The following is a 20,157-nucleotide window of genomic DNA, read 5'->3' as shown; positions in this document are numbered from 1 at the left end:
GTTTTTTATGGCTGCGTTTCTGGTCAGGACGACCAACCTGGCTGTGGTGCCAGGGCAGAGGCACGACGCGCCAGCAATGCCATAATGACGGTTACCAGCCCACACGCAGCCATCACCAGGGTCATGGGCACGCTGCTGCCATCGTGCAACCAGCCCACCGCCGCCGACGTCAGACCGGCAATGGCAAACTGCATGGTTCCCATCAACGCGGAAGCCACCCCGGCCTGATGGCCGTGACCGGCCAGCGCACAAGCCGAGGCGTTGGGAATCACCAGCGAAATCACCGCGACACTGCAGAACAATGGCGGCAAGAACAGCCAGAGGTTCAGCGAATGTGACAATGCCACCAGCAGCAGCGCCGCCGTGGCGGCCAGATAGACGGCAGTGGTGCCCTTGAGCAGACTCAACGGCGTATGTCGCCGCAGCATGCGACTGTTGAATTGGGCAAAGAGAATGAAACCGGCCGCATTGGCACCAAACAGCCAGGCGTAATGGTCCACACTCAACCCGTAAAGCTCGATGAAGATGTAGGGCGAGCCGGCGATATAAGCAAACATCCCGGCCATGGCCACACCGCCGGTGAGCGAATGAAACATGAACACCGGCTCGCGCAGGAGGCCGGAATAACGCCCCAGCGCGCTGCTCAGCCTCGACGCCGGCACATCGTCCGGCAGGGTTTCGGGCAGAAAGAAATATACCGCCAGGGCGAAAAGTGCTGAAAAAAGCGTCAGGAACCAGAAAATACTCGCCCAACCTGCCACCTTGAGCATTGCGCCACCGGCCAGAGGCGCGAGGATGGGGGCAACGCCCATAATCAACATCAGCTGCGAGAATGCCTTGGCCGCATCAATCGGCGCGCACAGATCGCGCACCACCGCGCGTGTGACAACCATACCGGCGCAGCCCCCGAGGGCCTGGGCAAAGCGGGCAGCCAGGAGCCATTCCAGCGTAGGCGCCATGGCGCAAGCAAAAGAGGCCAGGCAGAACAGCGCAATACCAATCAACAGAGGCTTGCGCCGGCCAAATCGATCAGCCAGCGGGCCATAAACCAGTTGCCCACTGGCCAGACCGAGAAAGTAGACCGAGAGGCTTAACTGGACCTGCTCGGCATCCGCGTTCAATGCCGCCCCAATAGCCGGGAAAGCCGGCAGATACATATCAATGGCCAGAGGACCAAAAGCGCTCAGAGCGCCCAGGATGAGCAGGATGTAAAAAGACATTAGGATATCCGTCAGGGCTGCGTCACCGGCCAGGGTTCTGGCTGCCACACAGCTTGCCCTGCGCGTAGCGCAGAAGTCAGCAGAAAGGAACGATATCAGCTTAGATATCGAACGCGCATCATGCCAGAAAACCCGCCCTGCCAGGCGCAACAGAGTGTTGCTTTAATTGGCCCGACCATACCTATCAGGGCCATATGTTTTTTCCACTGCACAGAATGCGAGCTTTCGCCTAGAGTGTGACCACTGTTCACCTCAGGTAATGGAGACCGCATGAGCAAAGAATTTTCCACCAGCGACAAGCCCGCGCTGGACGACGACGCTTTGGCTTTCGCACAAAAGGTGTTTGATCTGGCCCGCAATGGCGAAACCGACGCGCTGCGGCCAATCCTGGATGCCGGTCTGCCGGTCGACATCCTCACCAGCAGTGGCGATAGCCTGCTGATGCTGGCCAGCTATCACGGCCATGAAGCCACCACGCGTCTGCTACTGGAACGTGGGGCCGATCCCGAGCTGGCCAATGGCCGCGCACAAACGCCATTGGCGGGCGTGGTATTCAAGGGCGAAGCAGCCATCGCGCGCCTGTTACTGCAGCATGGCGCTGCGGTAGATGGCCGGCCAGCCGGCGGCAAGACGCCACTCATGTATGCCGCCATGTTTGATCGCACCGACATGATAGAGCTGCTGTTAGAGGCAGGAGCCGATCTCAACACGCTGGATGACGATCAGCGCTCTGCGCTGGACTACGCTCGTGCCATGGGTGCCAAAGCTGCAACCGCGTCGCTGCAGAGCCGACTCGCCGCAGGGCGATGACGCCAGGGCAATAAAAAAGCCGCCCGCGACATGCGGGCGGCTTTCAGGATTGCGGAGCGGCACAAGAATTGCTCAGTGGCTCCGGTAAGAGAGTGATACTCAGCTCTTGTCGATCCCATCTTTCAGCTTTTCTTTGACATCGCCTTTGAGCCCTTGGCCCTTGCCCTTGATATTCTGCAGTTCACCTTCACCCTGCAGCTCTTCATCATCGGTGGCACGACCTACTTCACTCTTGGCCTTGCCGGCGGCTTCGTTGTATTTGCCTTTGATCTTGTCTGTAGTACTGGTCATGGTCATTCCCCTATCGTGAGTCGGTAGACTTCAACTTCGGTTGGAAATCACTGCTTGAACATTACGACGTATCGGCCTGTTTTTTGACAAGCCAAGCAGTTTACTGTGCTGTCAAGTTAGCGCTCATGCAGACGAGCGTTGAGCTCATCCACTACGGGTGCCCACTCGGCATCTTCGCGAATTTCATCGCGCAGGAAAGTCGCCTGGGATGGCGTCCAGAAATCGGCTTCGCTGAGTTTGGTTTCAGGCGCCAAGGCATGACTGGCAAAGAATGCATCCATACTCGCCTGATCGGAATCCAGACCTAGTTGATCGAACAGGGTAACAAGGTCTTTGTTCGGCAATTCCATGGTAAATCTCCTTGGCAAACCTTTAACTAAAAGAGCTGACTTACTAAAACAGAGTCTGTGCTGGCGCATCAGTTCAATTTTTATGCGCTGCCGGCGGCGTTTCATAAGCTTGCGCCTGGCGTCTGAGCCAGGCTTCAAGCTCATGCTTGCCGATATTCTCGCGCTCCGCTTCGGCGAGCTTTTCCAGCATGTAAGCTCGCTTGTGAGGATCCTCCCCCGCCATCGATAGCGCCAGGTCGCGCCGGGCCCAACGGCGAATGCGGATAAAAAGCCACCAGTGGAAATACAACGCCGCCGCTATTGCCACGGCAATAATGAAATAATCCATGAGAGTCTCCATCTGCTCGACCAGCAGCGATCTTTCTGGTTAACCCGCCACCTTGGGCAGGACGGCCGCCTGCCGGGGCCGATAGAACATCACCAGGTTACCCAGCAGAATCAGTGCCAGCCCCGCAAAAGCGCTGGGCGTCCATTGATAACCTTCAAACAGGGTAGACATACCCAGCGCAATGACGGGGAACATCAGCGTAGCGTACGCCGCCGGCCCCGCGCCAATACGGCCGATCAATGAAAAATAGGCGGCAAAGCCGACCACCGAACCGAACAAGGCAAGATACAGCAGCGAACCGACGTAGGCAGGCGTCCACTCGACGCTGAACTCGGCGCCGGTAAGCACAGCCAGCAACAACATCGCCAACGCGCCATAGCTCATGGCATAGGCATTGGTAGACAGCAAATCCAACCCTCGCGCCTGGTGCCGGACACTGATCATATTCCCCAATGAAAATCCGTAGGTGCCCAGCAGGCTCAAGGCTATTCCAAGCAGCACGCCGGTATCGACACCAGAGCCAACAAGATCCTGCCAGAACAGGCTGATGATTCCGACCAGGCCAAGCAGGTTCGCACACAGCAGGCGACGGGTTATCCGCTGACCAAAGAAGATCACGCCATTGAGCGCATTGAACACTGTTGCCAGCGAGAAAAGTACGGACTCCAGTCCACTGTTGATATAGGCGTTGGCTGTGTAGAAGCAGCAGAAGTTGAGGCCGAACACGCACATGCCCTGCAGCACACAGAAACCGTGATCGGTGGCCGCCAGGCGCCGCAACCTGCCGGCAAGCAACAGAGCACCCATCAATACCGCTGCCGCCAGGGCAAAGCGATAGAACACCGACACTACCGCCGGAACAGGCCCCGATTGCATCGCAATGGCAATCCAGGTGGTGCCCCAGATCAGAACAGTGATGCCGTAGAGAAAGATATTCATGACGCGTCCCTAGGATAGTAAGGGCGCATTATCGAGGGTTTTGCCAGGGAGCCGCTTGCAACAAGGTGCTGCGAACTTGCAGATTCTTGCGCTTTTTTTCGCCACCACTTCTGGGCTCCAGGTCACCGACTTGGCGCAAGCGTCCGGCGCCGCTAAGATCATGCGACAAACTCACCTCCCCCAGCGCCCGGCACCAAGGAATCCGCATGTCTCTGTCGTATCAGGTATTCGACAATCTGCAACAGCACAAGGCGCGGCTGCTCGGTAGCGCCAGCCTGGGCAACGGCCTGGGACTGGCGAGCTGGTACAACGACGATGACCTGATCAAACTCGACAACGCCAATCACCACACCCTGAGTCTGTATCTGGCCGACGGTTATCAGTCCTATTTCCAGACTGCCAGCGGCTGGCAAAATGGCGGCGCGCCCGACAAGCTGTGCCTGATGCCCAAGGATTATGCCTCCACCTGGCACCTGCGCGGTCCGCTGAGTTTCATGCACCTGTACTTTACCGATCAACATCTGCGCGAACACGCAGAACAGACCTGGGACCGCAGCCCTGCGTCACTGACGCTGGATGAACGCCTGTTTGCCGATGACCCGCACATTACCCTGCTATACCGTCAGTTTCTGCTTAGCCACGATTGGCACAACCCCGCAGACCGTCTGGCCTTGAGCAGCGCAACCTCGCTGATTCTCAATCATCTGCTCAAGCATTACGTGCACCTGGGATGGCAGGAAGTCAAAGTCCGGGGCGGGCTTTCGCCTTATCAGTTACAGCAGGTCCTGGACTATATCGACAGCCACCTGGAGCAACCGCTGCTGCTCAGTGACCTGGCCCGGGAAGCGCACCTGAGCGAATTCCATTTCGCGCGCATGTTCAAACACAGCAAAGGTGTGGCGCCGCACCAGTACGTGATGGGACAGCGCCTGGCGCGGGCAGAACAGCTGTTGCAGCGGACCAGCCAGCCTCTGACCGAGATCGCCATGCAGTGCGGCTTCAGCTCGCTGAGCCATTTCAGCAACCGATTCCGCCAGGTACATGGCCGCAGTCCGTCGCTGCTTCGCGCCGACCTGTCCAACTAGCCGCTCCAACTAGCGGTCGCCGCGCGACGCTCAGGCGTTGCTGCGGCGCACCAGCGTCAGCAATCCCGCGGCGGCGGCGAACAATCCGGCAAAAGTGCGATTCATCAATCTTTGTTGCGCCGGTGAACGCAGCAGACGCAGCACCCTGGCCGCCAGACCGGTATAGCCCGCCATCACCACCAGATCGACGCTAACCATGGTGAACGCCATGACCGCGTACTGCTTGAGAAGCGGTTGCGACAGATCGAGAAACTGCGGCAATACCGCCAGCATGAAAACCACCGCCTTGGGATTGCTGACATTCACCAGAAAGCCGCGAAACACCAGCGCCAGAGGCTGCCCCAGAGGCCGCACCGCAACATCCTGTACCATCGCAACAGGCGCTGCGTGCCATTGCCGCCACGCCAGATAAAGCAGATAAGCGACGCCGAACCACTTGATCAGGTTGAACGCCAGTGAAGACGTCGCCAGCAATGCTCCTACTCCGGCAGCAACCACGGCAATCTGCACCAGCAGTCCAATCTGCAAGCCCCAGGCCGTCCAGTACCCGCGAGCGAAGCCATAGTTCAAACCGCTGGACATCGACGCAATAGCGCCCGCGCCCGGCGATAGGCTGATCACCCAGCAGGCCACAAAAAACGCTACCCATGTTTCAATCGACATCCCAACTCCCAGAGCAATTCAGCGACCACGCCCAGGGCTGCCTACGGTGAACCAACGTGTGGGCGCACGTTCGGGCGATGCAATCAACCGGTCGCCCGCCCGACCAGCGACAGCGGCACTACCTGAGCCTCGCGTTGTGCCAGATACCTTGTGCAACTAACCCGCAGAAAAGAGGCAAAGTTGACCACCTCGCCACGCAGATCCATGATTTCATCGTAGAGTTTGCTGATCAGCTGATTGGTGGTCATACCATCAACCTCGGCGATCTCCTGCAGAATGTGCCAGAACTGGTTCTCCAGACGCAGGGTCGTCACCACCCCGCGAATACGCAGGGACCGGGAGCGCGACTCATAGAGGATCGGGTCCGCTTTTACATAGAGTTCACACATATTCAGCTCCTCAAGGCGCCGCTGCGTGGCAGCGGCTCCAGTCATTCTACAACTCGATGCGCGCACCCAACAGCTTGACGAAAGCGGCAAGCCATTTCGGATGGGCCGGCCAGGCTGGCGCTGTCACCAGGTTACCCTGCACATGCACCTGGTCGGCCGCGATATCGATATAGGTCCCGCCCGCCAGGCGGACATCCGGACCACAAGCAGGATAGGCACTACATTCGCGCCCTTTGAGCACACCTGCGGCTGCCAAGAGTTGTGCACCATGGCAGACCGCTGCAATGGGCTTGTTCGCCTCGGCAAAACTTTGCACCAACGCCACCACTTGCTGGTTCAAACGCAGATATTCAGGTGAGCGACCACCGGGCACTACCAGTCCCAGATAGTCCTGCGCGTCGACATCGGAAAAGCTGTAGTTGAGCACAAAATTGTGGCCCGGCTTCTCGCTGTAGGTCTGATCGCCCTCGAAGTCGTGTATCGCCGTTTTCACGCTGTCACCGGCGGCCTTGTCCGGACAAACTGCGTGTACCTCGTACCCCAGCATCTGCAATGCCTGAAACGGCACCATGACCTCATAGTCCTCAACAAAGTCGCCTGCCAACAACAAGAGTTTATTGCTCATGATCTGTCCCCTGCGGTGAATGGACATCCATGATGCACCCTTCTGTCACGGCGCGGGTAACAGCGGACTACTACATTTCAGTTTGCACAGGGCGTACTAATAAGCAGAAATGAAAGCGGCGCAATAACCACACCTCAAGAAACGCGAGCAGTTGAAATGTGCGCCCTTAAAACAACGAACAACATCAAACAACCCACGCTTATGAGTTATTAAAACTCCAAATGCCAAACGGCGCACAAAATAAAGCAGACAATATTCTGGCGCCAAATCAAATTCGACTAAAAATATAATAAAAAAATATAAGCCTTTGTTTTTAAACATTTTTAAACTAAACAATGCGGCACGATAACTTAATTTAAAGCAATTCCCCGCAAGTCTAACCAGTTCACATTTACGCTCTTGATGGCATCGATCGAGCGGCCTAGGATAGCCACCTTTCCAGCCAGCAATGCGCAGGTTCTTGCACAGAATACTGCGCAGAAAGTTGCCCGGCCTGAATACTGCGTTGCGCCAATAGTTGCCGCTAACGGAAAACACCGACAATAGTGCGCAACTTTCTGCGCAGTTACGTGCGCAGAAAGTTGCGCACCAAGTTCCGTTTTCTTGGGCGGATTGCTCGAGACCAGAAGCATGGCCCTTTGGCCATAACCATCACGGAGTGATGAGCACCCCATGCCACTGCAACAGATTGATCGCATCATAAGCCAACCCATCAGCGCCGACAGCTTTGCCGGCGAGGATGTGCGCTATGCCAGCGAGTACGAGCAGTTGGAGCAGGAACTGGCCAAGGCTGGCTCGCTGCATGGAAACGAGCAGCCCGACTGGCAAGCGGTACGCGACGGCAGCCTGGAACTGCTGCTCACCCAGAGCAAGGATCTGCGTGTGGCAGCCTGGTTGATCTGGAGTCTCTTCGAAACCAGCGGTCCTGCTGGCCTGAGCCAGGGACTGGATATGCTCAATGCGTTGTGCGAGGCACAGTGGGCGGAGCTGCACCCACGCAAGGCGCGCACCCGCAGCGCCGCGCTCAACTGGCTGGTCACTCGTCTGGAAACAACGGAAATTGCACGACTGAGCAGCGCTGAGCATCCACTCAATGAAGTGATCTTGCGGCTGCACTCAACTCTCAGCAAGCAGTTGGCAGATCAGGCCCCCGATCTGCAGCCATTAAGCCGCAAGCTCAGTGCCGCTAAAGTATCCCCCGCCACTGTCAGCCCGGCGCAGCCAACCAATGCGGCTTCTGCTTCAGCGTCTTTGTTGGCTTCCAGCCCGGAGCAGCCCGCACCTGGCGCTCTACCACCAGCCCATATCGCCAGCAGCAAGGATGCACACAAGGCACTGCGCCTGCTGCAGGATCATGCCCGCTCGCTGTGCCAATGGTGGCTGATGGACAACCAGTGCGATCTGCGCGCCCTGCGTCTTTCCCGCACCCTGCTCTGGCTGCCAATCGACGCCCTGCCCAGCCACGACGCCGAGCAGAAAACCGGCTTGCGCAATCTGCCCGCCGACCGCATTGCCAACTACCGTGAGCGCTTCGAGCAGGGCCAGCATGCAGCGCTGCTACAGGATGTGGAAACCAGCATCGCGCGGGCACCCTTCTGGCTGGACGGTCAGCATCTGTCATGGCAATGCTGCGACGCGCTGGGCGCCAATGAGGCAGCCGTTGAAATCGAACGGCAACTGGCGTGGCAGCTCAAGCGGCTGCCGGGAATCGAGAAACTGGGTTTCTATGACGGCGCCCCCTTTGCGCAGGCCGCCACCCTTGAATGGATCAGCAATCGGGTGCAAAGGCACAACACCGACAGCCAGCCGGCGACCGCCATCAATTTTGCCCGCGGTCCCGCCAGCAGCCCGCACAACGCCTGGGATGAGGGGCTCGATAGTGCCCTCGCGACCTGGCGCAAGGAAGGCTTGAAAGCCGCCGTGCAGGAACTGGGAACCCATATTCAGCAGGCGCGTGGCGAACGCGCTGCTTTTTACTGGCGCCTGGCTCAGGCCCGCCTGTGCTTTCAAGCCCGCCACTATGAGCTGGCCAAGGCGCAACTCGAATCACTGCACCAACAGCTTCAGGCCCAGGGCCTGGACAAATGGGAACCGGATCTCAACCTCGACGTACTGCGTCTGTTGCACAGCTGCTGCGATCTGCTGCCGCAGAACCAGAGCACCCGTGAACGCAAGGAAGAGATCTATCACCGCCTGTGCCACCTCGATCTGGGTGTGGTGCTCGACCAGGCCCTCGGGGCCTAAATACCGAAACGGAGAAACAGCATGGCCAAAGACGGCTCAGTAGCCCCCAAGGAACGCGTCAACGTTACCTTCACCCCGGATGCCAACGACGCCCGCGAAGAAATCGAGCTGCCACTCAAGCTCATGGTGCTTGGCGACTTCACCCAGCGTGAGGACGACCGCACCATCGAAGAGCGCAAGCCCATTGCCATCGACAAGCGCAGCTTCGACGAGGTACTGGCCAAGCAGGACTTGAACCTGACCTTTGCCGTGCCCAACGAATTGCAGGATGAGCCCATCAGTGAAGATCTGGCAGTGAATCTGCAGATCAACTCCATGAAGGACTTCAACCCCACCAGCGTGGTGCAGCAGGTCCCCGAGCTGCAGAAGCTGATGGAGCTGCGCGATGCGCTGGTTGCCCTCAAGGGCCCGCTGGGCAATGCCCCGGCCTTCCGCAAGGCGATCGAGAGCGTACTCAATGATGAAGACTCGCGCGACCGCGTACTTGCCGAGCTCGGCCTGACAGACCAGAACCAACCCGAAACCTGATCGCACCCGACAAGGACGCCGCCATGAGCAGCCAATCTTCTGCACAACAAACCCAGAGCAGCACCGATACCGGCATTCTGGATCGCATCATTGCCGAAACCCGCCTCACCCCGGATGACGAAGCCTATGGCATCGCCAAACGCGGCGTCTCGGCCTTTATCGCCGAGTTGCTGAAACCCCACAACGAGCAGGAGCCGGTCAAGAAAGCGCTGGTCGACCGCATGATCGCCGAGATCGACGCCAAGCTCAGCCGCCAGATGGACGCCATCCTGCACCACGAGAAATTCCAGGCACTGGAATCGTCCTGGCGCGGTCTGCAACTGCTGGTCGACCGTACGGATTTCCGCGAAAACATCAAACTGGAAATCATCAACGCCTCCAAGGAAGACTTGCTCGAAGATTTCGAAGACAGCCCCGAGCTGGTCCAGTCCGGTCTCTACAAGCATGTTTACACCGCCGAATACGGTCAGTTCGGTGGCCAGCCGGTGGGCGCTTTGATCGCCAACTATTACTTCAATCCCAGCGCACCTGACATCAAGACACTGCAGCACATCTCCAGCGTCGCCAGCATGGCCCATGCGCCCTTCATCGCCTCGGCCGGCCCGCAGTTCTTTGGCCTGGAAAGCTTCACCGGCCTGCCGGACATCAAGGACCTGAAAGATCACTTCGAAGGGCCTCAGTTTGCCAAGTGGCAGAGTTTCCGCGAGCAGGAAGACGCGCGTTATGTGGGCCTCACGCTACCCCGCTTCCTGCTGCGCAACCCCTACGACCCGGTCGAGAATCCGGTGCGCAGCTTCGTCTACAAGGAAAGCGTGGCGCAGAGCCATGAACACTACCTGTGGGGCAACACTGCCTTTGCTTTTGCTACTCGGCTGACCGAAAGCTTCGCCAAGTTCCGCTGGTGCCCGAACATCATCGGTCCGCAGAGCGGCGGCGCCGTCGAGGATCTGCCGCTGCACCACTTTGAAAGCATGGGCGAGATTGAAACCAAGATACCGACCGAGGTACTGGTTTCCGACCGCCGCGAGTACGAGCTGGCAGACGAAGGCTTTATCGCACTGACCATGCGCAAGGGTAGCGACAACGCCGCATTCTTCTCCGCCAACTCAGCACAGAAAGGCAAGTTCTTCGGCAACAGCGAAGAAGGCAAGCTGGCCGAGCTCAACTTCCGCCTTGGCACCCAACTGCCTTACCTCTTCATCGTCAACCGCCTGGCCCACTACCTGAAAGTGCTGCAGCGCGAGCAGATCGGTGCCTGGAAAGAGCGAACCGACCTGGAGCTGGAGCTGAACAAGTGGATTCGCCAGTACGTGGCCGATCAGGACAACCCCAGCGCCGAAGTGCGCGGCCGTCGCCCGCTGCGTGCAGCCCAGGTGGTAGTCAACGATGTGCCTGGCGAGCCCGGCTGGTACCGCGTCGGCCTCAGCGTACGACCGCACTTCAAGTACATGGGCGCCGACTTCACGCTGTCGCTGGTCGGCAAGCTGGACAAGGAGTAAGCACAGCTCATGGCCTACGGCAGCCTGTTCGAGCGGCTTGGCGGCGCAGCGGCGCAGCGTGACGGCATCCCCAACGATGCTGCCATCAGCGCCTCGGTGGCTGCCCACCTGAGCAAGATGCTCAGCACTCGGGCCGGCAGCGTGCAAGCGCTGCCGGACTACGGGCTGCCGGACCTGAATGACATGCGGCTCTCGCTGCATGATTCGCTGCAGAAGGCCAGGGCTGCCATTGAGGCTTTTATCGAGGTCTACGAGCCCAGGCTCAGCCAGGTAAAGGTGCTGACCCTGCCGCGCGATCACGATCCGCTGAACCTGTCGTTCGCCATCGAAGCGCTGCTGACATTGGACGGCATGCGCCACCCGGTCAGCTTCGCAGTCCGTCTCGATGGCCGCGGCCAGGCCAGGGTACGGTAAACCGATTGCACTATTGCACTATTTCACTACCACGCAACACCTACGCAAGCACTACAAGGAGGTTCAGATGTCAGGCAAACCCGCAGCTCGCGCAGGCGATCCGACCGCTTGCCCGAAGAAAGGCCACGGTATCAGTCCCATCGCCGTCGGCTCCGCCGATGTGCTGATTGATGGCATGCCCGCCGCGCGCATGGGCGACAGCACTGCCTGCGGCAGCAAGCTGGTTGGTGGTGTCGCCAGCACAGTGCTGATCAACGGCAAGCCGGCTGCCTTGCTGGGAACCAGCGGAGATCACGGCAACGTGGTAATTGCCGCCTCGGGAACAGTGCTTATCGGCTAGCAAGCGCTGCCCGAACCAAGCGGGAAACCGTATAGGCAAATAGCATCTCGTCCACGAATGAGCACCCTGCATGTCATTTAATCATTACTATCAAAGCGAGCTCACTGCCCTGCGCCAGCAAGGCAAACGCTTTGCCGAGCGCAACCCCGCGTTGGCACCCTTTCTCGGTCAAAGCGGTCGCGATCCGGATGTGGAGCGTCTGCTGGAGGGCTTCGCCTTTTTGACCGGCCGCTTGCGGCAGAAGCTCGATGACGAGTTGCCGGAGCTGACGCATTCACTGATGCATCTGCTGTGGCCCAATTACATGCGGCCGCTGCCGGCGTTCAGCATGCTGCAGTTCGATCCCTTGAAACGACCCTCGCCGATGCAGCTGGTGCCGCGCAATACGCCAGTGGAGTCCAAGCCGATCAAGGGTGTGACCTGCCAGTTTCGCACCGCCTTCGATACCGAGGTCCTGCCTCTGGATATCAGTGGCCTGGATTACTCGGTCAAGGGCGGCGGTGCGCTGCTGGAGCTCAAGTTGATGATGACCGCCGAGGGCAATCTGGGCGACTTGCAGCTCGACCGACTGCGTCTGCATCTGGCTGGCGAAGGCTACATAAGTCAGATGCTCTATCTGCATCTGCTTTGTCATCTGGACGGTGTGGAACTGGTGCTGCTCGACCACAACGGCAAGCCGCTGACGGACAGTAACGGCGGCGCCCTGGGGGTCAAGCATCTGACGGCAAAGCAAGTGCAGCCGGCCGGTTTTGATGAAGAGCACGCCCTCATCCCCTATCCGGACAATACCTTTCGCGGCTATCGCTACCTGCAGGAGTACTACGCCTTTCAGGAGAAATTCCTGTTTGTCGAAGTCAGCGGTATCGAGCGCTTCCAGCCCCTCCCCCTGGAGCTGCTGAAAAAAGCGCGGGGCTTTGCGCTGCGCTTTGATATTCGTCAGGTCAGCAGTCAACGCATCAGCCCCAGCAAGGATAATATCAGGCTGCACTGCACGCCGGTGGTGAACCTGTTCAAGCACGATGCGGTGCCCATCCGTCTGGACGGGCGGCAGGATCAGTACCTGCTACGGCCGGCCGAGCACCACAGCGACCACTGCGGCATCTTCTCGATTGATCGCGTCACCGGCTGGAAACCGGGCGGCATGGGCTACGAGGAGTACGTACCTTTTGAATCCTTCGAGCATGACGCGAGTTTCGACAACCGTGAGCCGCGTCCTCACTACAGTTTGCGCCAGTACCCATCATTGCTGGGCGAAGGCCAGGACACCTACCTGAGTTTTGGTCTGCGCAATATCGATCAGCATGAAACTCTGTCGATAGAGCTGACCTGCACCAATCAGGATCTGCCCAGACAGCTGGCGCTCGGCGATATCTGCCGCCCTACCGAGGACACTCCGGAGTTTCTCAGCTTCCGCAACATCAGCACGGTAACACCCAGCTACGCGCCACCGCTGCACCAGGATTTTCTCTGGAAGCTGATCAGCAACATGTCGCTCAACTACCTCTCGCTGGAGGACGTCAACGCGCTGAAGCTGGTGCTGGAAACCTACGACCTGCCGCGCCATTACGATCAGCACGCGGCCAAGGTCAGCAAGCGTCGCCTCGAAGGCCTCAAGGCCGTGCGCCACGTGCATGTCGATCGTCTGCATCGCGGCCTGCCGATACGCGGCATCAAGACCGAGCTGCGCATGGATTTGAACAGCTACCTGGGCGAAGGCGACATGTATCTGTTCGCCTCGGTGCTCAACGAGTTTCTGTCGCTCTATTCCAGCCTCAACTCGTACCACGAACTTTCCGTCAAAAGCACACAGGGAGAGGTGTACCAATGGGCGCCGCGCATGGGCCAACAGCCCCTGTTCTAACCAGAATCAAGCGGGACATTCGCCAGTACAGCCTGTTCCAGGGGGTACTGCTGGTGCTCGAGCGTCTGCAACTGGCACACCCCGAGCTGGATGACGAAGCGCTCTACGAGCGCCTGCAGTTCGTTGCCAATCCGAGCATGGGGTTTCCCGGCTGCGACATCGAAGAAGTCGAATTCATTCAGGAGTCGGACGGCCTGCGGGCGCGCATGCAGGTCAACCTGATCAGCCTCAGTGGTGCCGGCTCGCCGTTGCCGGCCTTTTATGGTGAGCAGGCGCTGGGAGACGGACCCGATGGCAATCCAACGCGTGAATTTCTTGACCTGTTCAACGACCGATTGCAGCGTCTGTTGCTCCCCATCTGGCAGAAATATCGCTATCGCGCGCGCTTCAGCAAGGGTGCGCAGGATCCGTTCTCTGCACAGCTGCTGTCACTGGTAGGGCTGCGCCCGGACCGCATGGCGCAGGCGCCGGAGCTTAACTGGAAACGCCTGCTGCCCTACCTCGGTCTGCTCAGCATGCGTGCACAATCGGCGCGACTGATCGAATCGGTACTGCGCTACTACTTCAAGCATCCGGACATGCAGATAGAGCAGTGCCTGCAGCGCCGCGTGGGCATACAACCGGCCCAGCGCTGCCAACTCGGCAAGGCCAACAGCCGATTGGGTAGCGACCTGGTGCTGGGCGAGGCGGTATTTGACCGCGGCGGCAAGTTTCGCCTGCACATCCGCCAACTTGACTGGGACGGCTTTCACAGCTTTTTGCCGCCGGGCCAGCACTTCCAGCCATTACGTGCACTGGTGCGTTTTACCCTGCGCGACCCTCTGGACTACGACATTCAACTGCATTTGCGCCAGGACGAAATCCGCGAATTGCGGCTCGGCGCCAGCAATCCCTGCCGGCTTGGCTGGACCAGTTGGCTGGGCCACCAGCAGGCGCTGCCCACAGTCACGCTGGGCAACGGCACTCATTAAGGACCGATGACATGATGCAACTCGACCTCCAACAATTGGTACAAGCGCTGGATGCTCCCAGCCGACAGGATCTCGAAGCAGCAGCCGAGCGCTGCATGCAACGCGGCGGCAACAAGGTGCTGGTAGAAGACCTGCTGCTGGGGCTGCTGGAGCGCCCCGACAGCCTGCTTGCACGCGCGCTGCAGGACGCCGACATCGCAACCGGCAGCCTGGCAGAGACGCTGGTCCCGCGTGGCCAGAATGAAGGCAGCAGCAACCCCAGCTTCAGCGCCGAACTGGTGCAATGGCTGCAGGACGCCTTGCTGGTCGCCAATCTCGAGCTGGCCAGCAGCCGTATTGATCAGGCTGCGTTGATTCTGGCCCTGCTGCGCAACCCCATGCGCTATGCCGGCACGCCTTATCAAACGCTGTTGAGCGGGCTGAACGCCGAGCGCCTGCGCGACTTTGCCCTGGCGCAACAGCAGGGGGGCGACAATGCGACGCCAGCGCAGGCTGAGTCCGCCCTGCAGCGCTTTACCCACAACTTCACCCAGCAGGCACGCGACGGCAAACTCGATCCGGTCCTGTGCCGTGATCAGGCGATCCGCCAGATGATCGACATCCTGGCGCGCCGCCGCAAGAACAACCCGATAGTGGTTGGTGAGGCCGGCGTTGGCAAAACCGCTCTGGTCGAAGGTCTGGCCCTGCGCATCGCCAACGATGCTGTGCCGGAGGCCTTGCGCAACGTCGAGGTGCTGTGTCTGGACCTTGGCCTGCTGCAAGCCGGGGCCAGCATCAAGGGCGAATTCGAGCGACGCCTGCAGGGAGTGATTGACGAGGTCAAGGCGTCCAGCAAACCGATAGTGCTGTTCATCGACGAAGCCCACACCTTGATTGGCGCCGGCGGGCAAGCCGGCAGTGGCGATGCGGCCAATTTGCTCAAACCGGCGCTCGCCCGCGGCGAATTACGCACCATCGCCGCGACCACCTGGAGCGAGTACAAGAAATACTTCGAGAAGGACCCGGCCCTCGCGCGTCGCTTTCAGCCGGTAAAGCTGCTGGAGCCGACGCCCGCCGAGGCAGTCACCATTCTGCGCGGCCTGGCACCGGTCTACGAGCGCAGTCATGGCATCTATTTGCGCGATGACGCTGTGGTCGCCGCTGCCGAGTTGTCGGCGCGCTACCTGGCTGGCCGGCAGTTGCCGGACAAAGCCGTGGATGTGCTGGACACCGCCTGCGCGCGCGTGCGTATCAGCCTTGCGGCAGAACCCGCAGCGCTGGAAAGCCTGCGCGGTGAAATTGCCGAAGGCGAGCGCCAGCTGCAGGCCATGCAGCGCGATCTGGGCGCTGGCCTGGAAATTGACCAGCCCGCGCTCGACAGTCTGGAAACCCGCCTGCGTGCAGCTCGCAGCGAAGCCACGGCACTGGCTGAGCGCTGGCAGGTACAGCGCGAGCTCGCCGAACGCTTGCTGACGCTGCGCCAGGCTTGCGCCGATGCCCGTGAGTCAAACGCCGGCGAAGCAGCCGATTCCGAGGAGCAGGAGCAGGAGCAGGCACTGCAGCAGGTTCAGCGCGAACTGAGCCAGGCGCAGCGCGATGAAAGGCTGGTCAGTCATGAGGTTTGCCCGCGACTGGTTGCCGAAGTCATCAGCCACTGGACTGGCGTGCCGCTGTCGCAATTGGCGCGCGAGCACAACGCCAAGGTCAGCACCTTTGCCGGCGACCTGCGACAGCGCCTGCGCGGTCAGGAACCGGCCATCGCCGCGCTGGATCGCGCCATGCGCGCTACCGCCGCCGGTCTGAACCGCCCCGAAGCGCCAGTGGGTGTCTTCCTGCTGGTAGGCCCCAGCGGCGTGGGCAAGACCGAAACAGCTTTGGCACTGGCCGACCTGCTATATGGCGGCGAGCGCTTTCTCACCACCATCAACATGGCAGAGTTTCAGGAAAAGCACAGCTTGTCGCGGTTGATCGGCGCGCCTCCCGGCTACGTGGGTTACGGCGAAGGCGGCATGCTCACCGAAGCGGTGCGGCAGAAACCCTACTCGGTCATTTTGCTCGATGAAGTCGAAAAGGCCGACCCGGACGTGCTGAATCTGTTCTATCAGATCTTCGACAAGGGCATCGCCAACGACGGCGAAGGTCGCGAAATCAACTTCCGCAACACGCTGATTCTGATGACGTCGAACCTGGGCAGTGCGCAAATTGCATCGCTGTGCGCAGCGGGCAGCGAGCCGGCGAGCGATCAACTGGAAGACGCCATTCGCCCAGCGCTGATCAATCACTTCAAACCCGCGCTGCTCGCTCGCATGCGCATAGTGCCTTACTACCCGATTGCCGGCGCAGTACTCGAAGATCTGGTAGAGCTGAAGCTGCAGCGCTTTGCCGAGCGCCTGCAGCGACGTCAGCTCAGTTTCACGCATGATCAGCAACTGGTCCGCCATCTGGCTGAACGCTGTCTGCGCGCAGACAGCGGTGCTCGTCTGATCGACCAGTTGATTGACGACAATTTGCAGCCGCAGGTGGTTGATCGATTGCTTGACGCCATGGCCAAGGGTGAGCGTATCCAGCGTGCCACTGCCTCTCTCGACAGCGCAGGAGCCATCGTTTGTGAGTTCGCTTAAGCTCCCCTCCCTGTTTGACCGGGTGGCCCAGCCGCTGCTCTATGCTGAGTCATTGCTGGCTCGTTTCAGCACGCTCGCGGCCAGCAGTGACAGCCGCGCGCTGCAACAGCAGCTGGTGGCCGCAGCAGCCGAGTTGAGCCATTGCCCGCTGGCCCAGCTCTATCTGCTGGACAAGACGCACACCCAGTTGACGCTCTGCGCCGAATGGCTTGACGGTGCGCCACTGCAGCGGGAAGAGTCCAGCCTGCCCAGCGATTACAAAGACCAGCGATTGTTGCAGTACTGCCTGTTTCAGAATCAGGTGCTGCACGTCAATGCGCTGGACAGCAGCTTGTATGCCACGCCCTTTTTACCGGAAACCGCGCGCAGCTGGCGCAATCTGCTATGCCTGCCGCTGCACGATCGCGAGCAACAGATCAGTGGTCTGTTGCTGATCGCCCAGCGCGAGACCCAACCGCTTGAAGCCTTTGCCGACTCCTTGCGGCTGCTGGGTGACTTTGCCATGGGACAACTGGAATTGCTGCAACAGCTCGATCAGCAACCCGAGGTTCCAACGCCCGCCGTTACCAGCACCATTCGCCATGAGCGTGGCTACGGTCTGGTGGGCGAGAGCCCGGCGATGCAGCGGGTTTCTCGGCTGATCAGCAAGGTACTGCACAATCCGGTGAGCGTTATAGTCGCCGGCGAAACCGGCACCGGCAAGGAACTGGTGGCGCGTGCGATTCATGAATACGGCCTACGCCGCACCCGCGCCTTCATCGCCCAGAACTGCAGCGCCCTGCCCGAGCCATTACTGGAGAGCGAGCTGTTTGGCTACGTCAAGGGCGCCTTTACCGGCGCCACCCAGGACCGCGCCGGGCTGTTTGATGCCGCGCACGGTGGCACCTTGTTTCTGGATGAAATCGGCGACATGCCGCTGGGATTACAGGCCAAACTGCTGCGCGTACTCCAGGAGGGTGAGCTGCGACCGCTGGGCAGCAACCAGACGCACAAAGTCGATGTGCGCATCATCGCCGCCAGCCATCATGACCTGCGCACCCTGGTCGAGAAGGGACAGTTTCGTGAAGACCTGTTCTATCGCCTGGGCCACTTCCCCATCGAAGTCCCCCCACTGCGTGAACGCGGCGGTGATATCCAGTTGCTGGCCAAGCGGTTTGCCGAAGACGCCTGCTGCTTCTTGCAACGTGACCTTTGTCGCTGGTCAGACGAAGCCCTGGTGCATCTGGCCGCCTATCACTTTCCCGGCAACGTGCGTGAACTCAAGGGGCTGATTGCCCGCGCACTGCTGCTGTGCGAGGGCAATGTACTGCTGCCGGAGCACTTTCCGCTACCCGACAGCCCTCAGCCCATCAGTTGCCAATCGCTGCGCGAGCGGCTGGAGCAGGTTGAACGCAACCTGCTGCTCGATTGCCTGCGCAAGAACCAGGGCAACCAGACCACTGCCGCCAGCGAGCTGGGACTGCCACGCCGCACTTTGCTCTACCGCATGCAGCGTCTGAACATCAACGCAGCCGATTTACGCCAGAAGGAGCGCACCCATGCACAGTCTCGCCACTGAACCGACAGCCGGAGCACTGCGTTGTTGCAACGCTAGCGCCATGGCCGCCGTATCCGCCCATTTTGTCCACCCACTACTAGTTCACCGCGAAGGAAGATGGATATGACTGCCCCAACCCTCCGTTGCCTGACGGTTTTGATGCTTGCCGCGCTGCTGAGTGCCTGCGCCGGCAACCACAAGTTTGACGATGATGAATACCGCCCCCTGGGCGACCCCAAGACAGCAACCCGCGACCTCTAGTCGCAAGGAGCAATAACGCAATGGAACTGGTCTTTGATGTGGTCAGTGCGCAACAGTTCGAGCCGGGCTTGCCCAACAGCAAGACCTTCCGACAGGCGGGTGGCGTGATCGGTCGTGGTGAGGACTGTGACTGGGTAATACCCGATCGCAAGCGCATTGTGTCAGGCCGACATGCCGAGGTGAGCTTTCACAACGGCGTGTTTTATCTCACCGATACCAGCAGCAACGGCATCCTCTGCAAGGACACTGAAACCCCCCTGCCCAAGGGCAAGCCACAGCCCATCGAGCACGGCCAGGTGTTCTGCTTCGGGGAGTTCGACGTGCGTGCGCGTCTGGCGCAGGATCCCAGCGTGTTCGCCGAACCCACCGACCCGATCGAGCAGCCCGAGAGCCTGATTCCCGACGACGCCTTTCTTGACCTTGATCCACTGAGCGCCATGGATCAGCCCGAGCAGGCCTACCGTGGCAATGACGATTTCGCACTGCTCAATCAGCCACAGCCAAGCTACGCTGACCAGCGCGCCGACTACGCACGCATCGACATGGAAAGCCTGCCGATCCCCGAACTGCGCCAGGCCGAACAGCCTGCCCCCGCACCATCCTCGGCCAGCATGGCACCGGGATTCTGGGATGCCTTTGCCAAAGCCCTGGGGCTGGAGCTGGGTAATCTCGAGGAAAGCCAGCGTGAAGAGCTGGCGCTCAAGGCCGCCAGACTGCTGAAACAGAACATGGGCTTGCTGCGGCAGAATCTGGCTACTCAGGCGCAGCTCAAACATGACCTGGCCGTGGCGACAGAAGCGCCCACCCAGCACCCACTCATGCAGGCGCAGGACAGCGCTGGCGCCCTGCACAAGCTGCTGCGTGAAACCGGCAGTGATGAGGCGACTCACCAGTTGCTCGCGAGCGCCTATGGCGAGCTGCAGTCGCACCAAGTGGCCTTGGTGGCCGCCAGCCGTGGCGCTACCAAGGAGCTGCTTGAACAGCTCTCGCCCGAACAACTTGCCCTGCGCTTCGAGCAGGACGGTGGTGGCTCGCTGCTCAGCACCGCAGGCGGGCGCTGGCGCGCCTACGCACGCCTGCATCAGCGGCTGGTGCGCGAAGAGCACTGGCACAAGGAGCTTTACGCCCCGGCCTTCACTCACGCCTATCAGGAGCAAGTGCGCCTGATTGCCTCCCTCAACAGTTCATATCAAGGATGATTG

General features: G+C 60.0%; 21 protein-coding genes. 13 read left to right on the top strand and 8 right to left on the bottom strand.

Annotated elements, in window-relative coordinates:
• Positions 1 to 23: 23 nt before the first annotated feature.
• Positions 24 to 1,220, bottom strand: coding sequence for a multidrug effflux MFS transporter (locus V7756_RS08835; protein WP_335609786.1), 1,197 nt, complete (start codon positions 1,218 to 1,220; stop codon positions 24 to 26).
• A 270-nt stretch (positions 1,221 to 1,490) separates the two neighbouring features.
• On the opposite strand from V7756_RS08835, the gene V7756_RS08830 reads away from it, so the two are divergent.
• Entirely contained in the window at positions 1,491 to 2,030 is a 540-nt protein-coding gene (locus V7756_RS08830) for an ankyrin repeat domain-containing protein (protein ID WP_335609785.1), read from the top strand.
• A gap of 99 nt (positions 2,031 to 2,129) precedes the next feature.
• On the opposite strand, the gene V7756_RS08825 is transcribed toward V7756_RS08830, so the two are convergent.
• From V7756_RS08825 to V7756_RS08810, 4 genes are all read right to left on the bottom strand, one after another.
• Positions 2,130 to 2,321, bottom strand: a complete 192-nt coding sequence (locus V7756_RS08825; protein ID WP_335609784.1) for a CsbD family protein — start codon at positions 2,319 to 2,321, stop codon at positions 2,130 to 2,132.
• 116 nt (positions 2,322 to 2,437) lie between these two features.
• Positions 2,438 to 2,671, bottom strand: coding sequence for a DUF2789 domain-containing protein (locus V7756_RS08820; protein ID WP_335609783.1), 234 nt, complete (start codon positions 2,669 to 2,671; stop codon positions 2,438 to 2,440).
• Between the two features lie 73 nt (positions 2,672 to 2,744).
• Entirely contained in the window at positions 2,745 to 2,999 is a 255-nt protein-coding gene (locus V7756_RS08815; protein ID WP_335609782.1) for a hypothetical protein, read from the bottom strand.
• 39 nt (positions 3,000 to 3,038) lie between these two features.
• Positions 3,039 to 3,938: a DMT family transporter gene (locus V7756_RS08810; protein WP_335609781.1), complete on the bottom strand. Its 900-nt coding sequence runs from the start codon at positions 3,936 to 3,938 to the stop codon at positions 3,039 to 3,041.
• A 206-nt stretch (positions 3,939 to 4,144) separates the two neighbouring features.
• Between V7756_RS08810 and V7756_RS08805 the strand changes: the two genes are divergently transcribed.
• Positions 4,145 to 5,023 (top strand): AraC family transcriptional regulator, encoded by an 879-nt coding sequence (locus tag V7756_RS08805; RefSeq protein ID WP_335609780.1) that lies wholly within the window; start codon positions 4,145 to 4,147, stop codon positions 5,021 to 5,023.
• Between the two features lie 30 nt (positions 5,024 to 5,053).
• Here V7756_RS08805 and V7756_RS08800 read toward each other — a convergent pair whose 3' ends face one another.
• From V7756_RS08800 to V7756_RS08790, 3 genes are all read right to left on the bottom strand, one after another.
• Positions 5,054 to 5,686 (bottom strand): LysE family transporter, encoded by a 633-nt coding sequence (locus V7756_RS08800; protein WP_335609779.1) that lies wholly within the window; start codon positions 5,684 to 5,686, stop codon positions 5,054 to 5,056.
• Positions 5,687 to 5,769: 83 nt separating this feature from the next.
• Positions 5,770 to 6,075, bottom strand: coding sequence for a ribbon-helix-helix domain-containing protein (locus V7756_RS08795; RefSeq protein WP_335609778.1), 306 nt, complete (start codon positions 6,073 to 6,075; stop codon positions 5,770 to 5,772).
• A gap of 46 nt (positions 6,076 to 6,121) precedes the next feature.
• A complete protein-coding gene (locus V7756_RS08790; protein ID WP_442908981.1) occupies positions 6,122 to 6,700 on the bottom strand; it encodes a DJ-1/PfpI family protein in 579 nt (192 codons plus the stop codon).
• A gap of 672 nt (positions 6,701 to 7,372) precedes the next feature.
• Here V7756_RS08790 and tssA point away from each other — a divergent pair.
• From tssA to tagH, 11 genes are all read left to right on the top strand, one after another.
• A complete protein-coding gene (tssA, locus tag V7756_RS08785; RefSeq protein WP_335609777.1) occupies positions 7,373 to 8,944 on the top strand; it encodes a type VI secretion system protein TssA in 1,572 nt (523 codons plus the stop codon).
• 21 nt (positions 8,945 to 8,965) lie between these two features.
• Entirely contained in the window at positions 8,966 to 9,472 is a 507-nt protein-coding gene (gene tssB / locus V7756_RS08780; protein ID WP_335609776.1) for a type VI secretion system contractile sheath small subunit, read from the top strand.
• Positions 9,473 to 9,495: 23 nt separating this feature from the next.
• Complete coding sequence (gene tssC, locus V7756_RS08775; protein WP_335609775.1) at positions 9,496 to 10,971, top strand: type VI secretion system contractile sheath large subunit; 1,476 nt, start codon at positions 9,496 to 9,498, stop codon at positions 10,969 to 10,971.
• Positions 10,972 to 10,980: 9 nt separating this feature from the next.
• On the top strand, positions 10,981 to 11,385 hold the full coding sequence (tssE, locus tag V7756_RS08770; RefSeq protein WP_335609774.1) for a type VI secretion system baseplate subunit TssE: 405 nt from the start codon (positions 10,981 to 10,983) through the stop codon (positions 11,383 to 11,385).
• 67 nt (positions 11,386 to 11,452) lie between these two features.
• Positions 11,453 to 11,725 carry a PAAR domain-containing protein gene (locus V7756_RS08765; protein ID WP_335609773.1) on the top strand — a complete coding sequence of 91 codons (273 nt, stop codon included), beginning with the start codon at positions 11,453 to 11,455 and terminating at the stop codon, positions 11,723 to 11,725.
• 70 nt (positions 11,726 to 11,795) lie between these two features.
• Positions 11,796 to 13,586 (top strand): type VI secretion system baseplate subunit TssF, encoded by a 1,791-nt coding sequence (tssF, locus tag V7756_RS08760; RefSeq protein ID WP_335609772.1) that lies wholly within the window; start codon positions 11,796 to 11,798, stop codon positions 13,584 to 13,586.
• Positions 13,550 to 14,557, top strand: a complete 1,008-nt coding sequence (tssG, locus tag V7756_RS08755; RefSeq protein WP_335609771.1) for a type VI secretion system baseplate subunit TssG — start codon at positions 13,550 to 13,552, stop codon at positions 14,555 to 14,557. Before tssF ends, tssG begins: the two co-directional genes overlap by 37 nt.
• Before the next feature lie 11 nt (positions 14,558 to 14,568).
• On the top strand, positions 14,569 to 17,157 hold the full coding sequence (gene tssH, locus V7756_RS08750) for a type VI secretion system ATPase TssH (protein WP_335609770.1): 2,589 nt from the start codon (positions 14,569 to 14,571) through the stop codon (positions 17,155 to 17,157).
• A gap of 10 nt (positions 17,158 to 17,167) precedes the next feature.
• Positions 17,168 to 18,715 (top strand): sigma-54 interaction domain-containing protein, encoded by a 1,548-nt coding sequence (locus V7756_RS08745; RefSeq protein ID WP_335609813.1) that lies wholly within the window; start codon positions 17,168 to 17,170, stop codon positions 18,713 to 18,715.
• A gap of 102 nt (positions 18,716 to 18,817) precedes the next feature.
• A complete protein-coding gene (locus V7756_RS08740; RefSeq protein ID WP_335609769.1) occupies positions 18,818 to 18,955 on the top strand; it encodes a type VI secretion protein in 138 nt (45 codons plus the stop codon).
• Between the two features lie 20 nt (positions 18,956 to 18,975).
• Positions 18,976 to 20,154: a type VI secretion system-associated FHA domain protein TagH gene (tagH, locus tag V7756_RS08735; RefSeq protein WP_335609768.1), complete on the top strand. Its 1,179-nt coding sequence runs from the start codon at positions 18,976 to 18,978 to the stop codon at positions 20,152 to 20,154.
• Positions 20,155 to 20,157: the final 3 nt, after the last annotated feature.

The sequence above is a fragment of the Halopseudomonas sp. genome, from assembly GCF_036961105.1.
Lineage (GTDB): Bacteria > Pseudomonadota > Gammaproteobacteria > Pseudomonadales > Pseudomonadaceae > Halopseudomonas.
The sequence above is the reverse complement of the archived record's forward strand: the minus strand, read 5'-3'. Positions and strand labels throughout refer to the sequence as shown.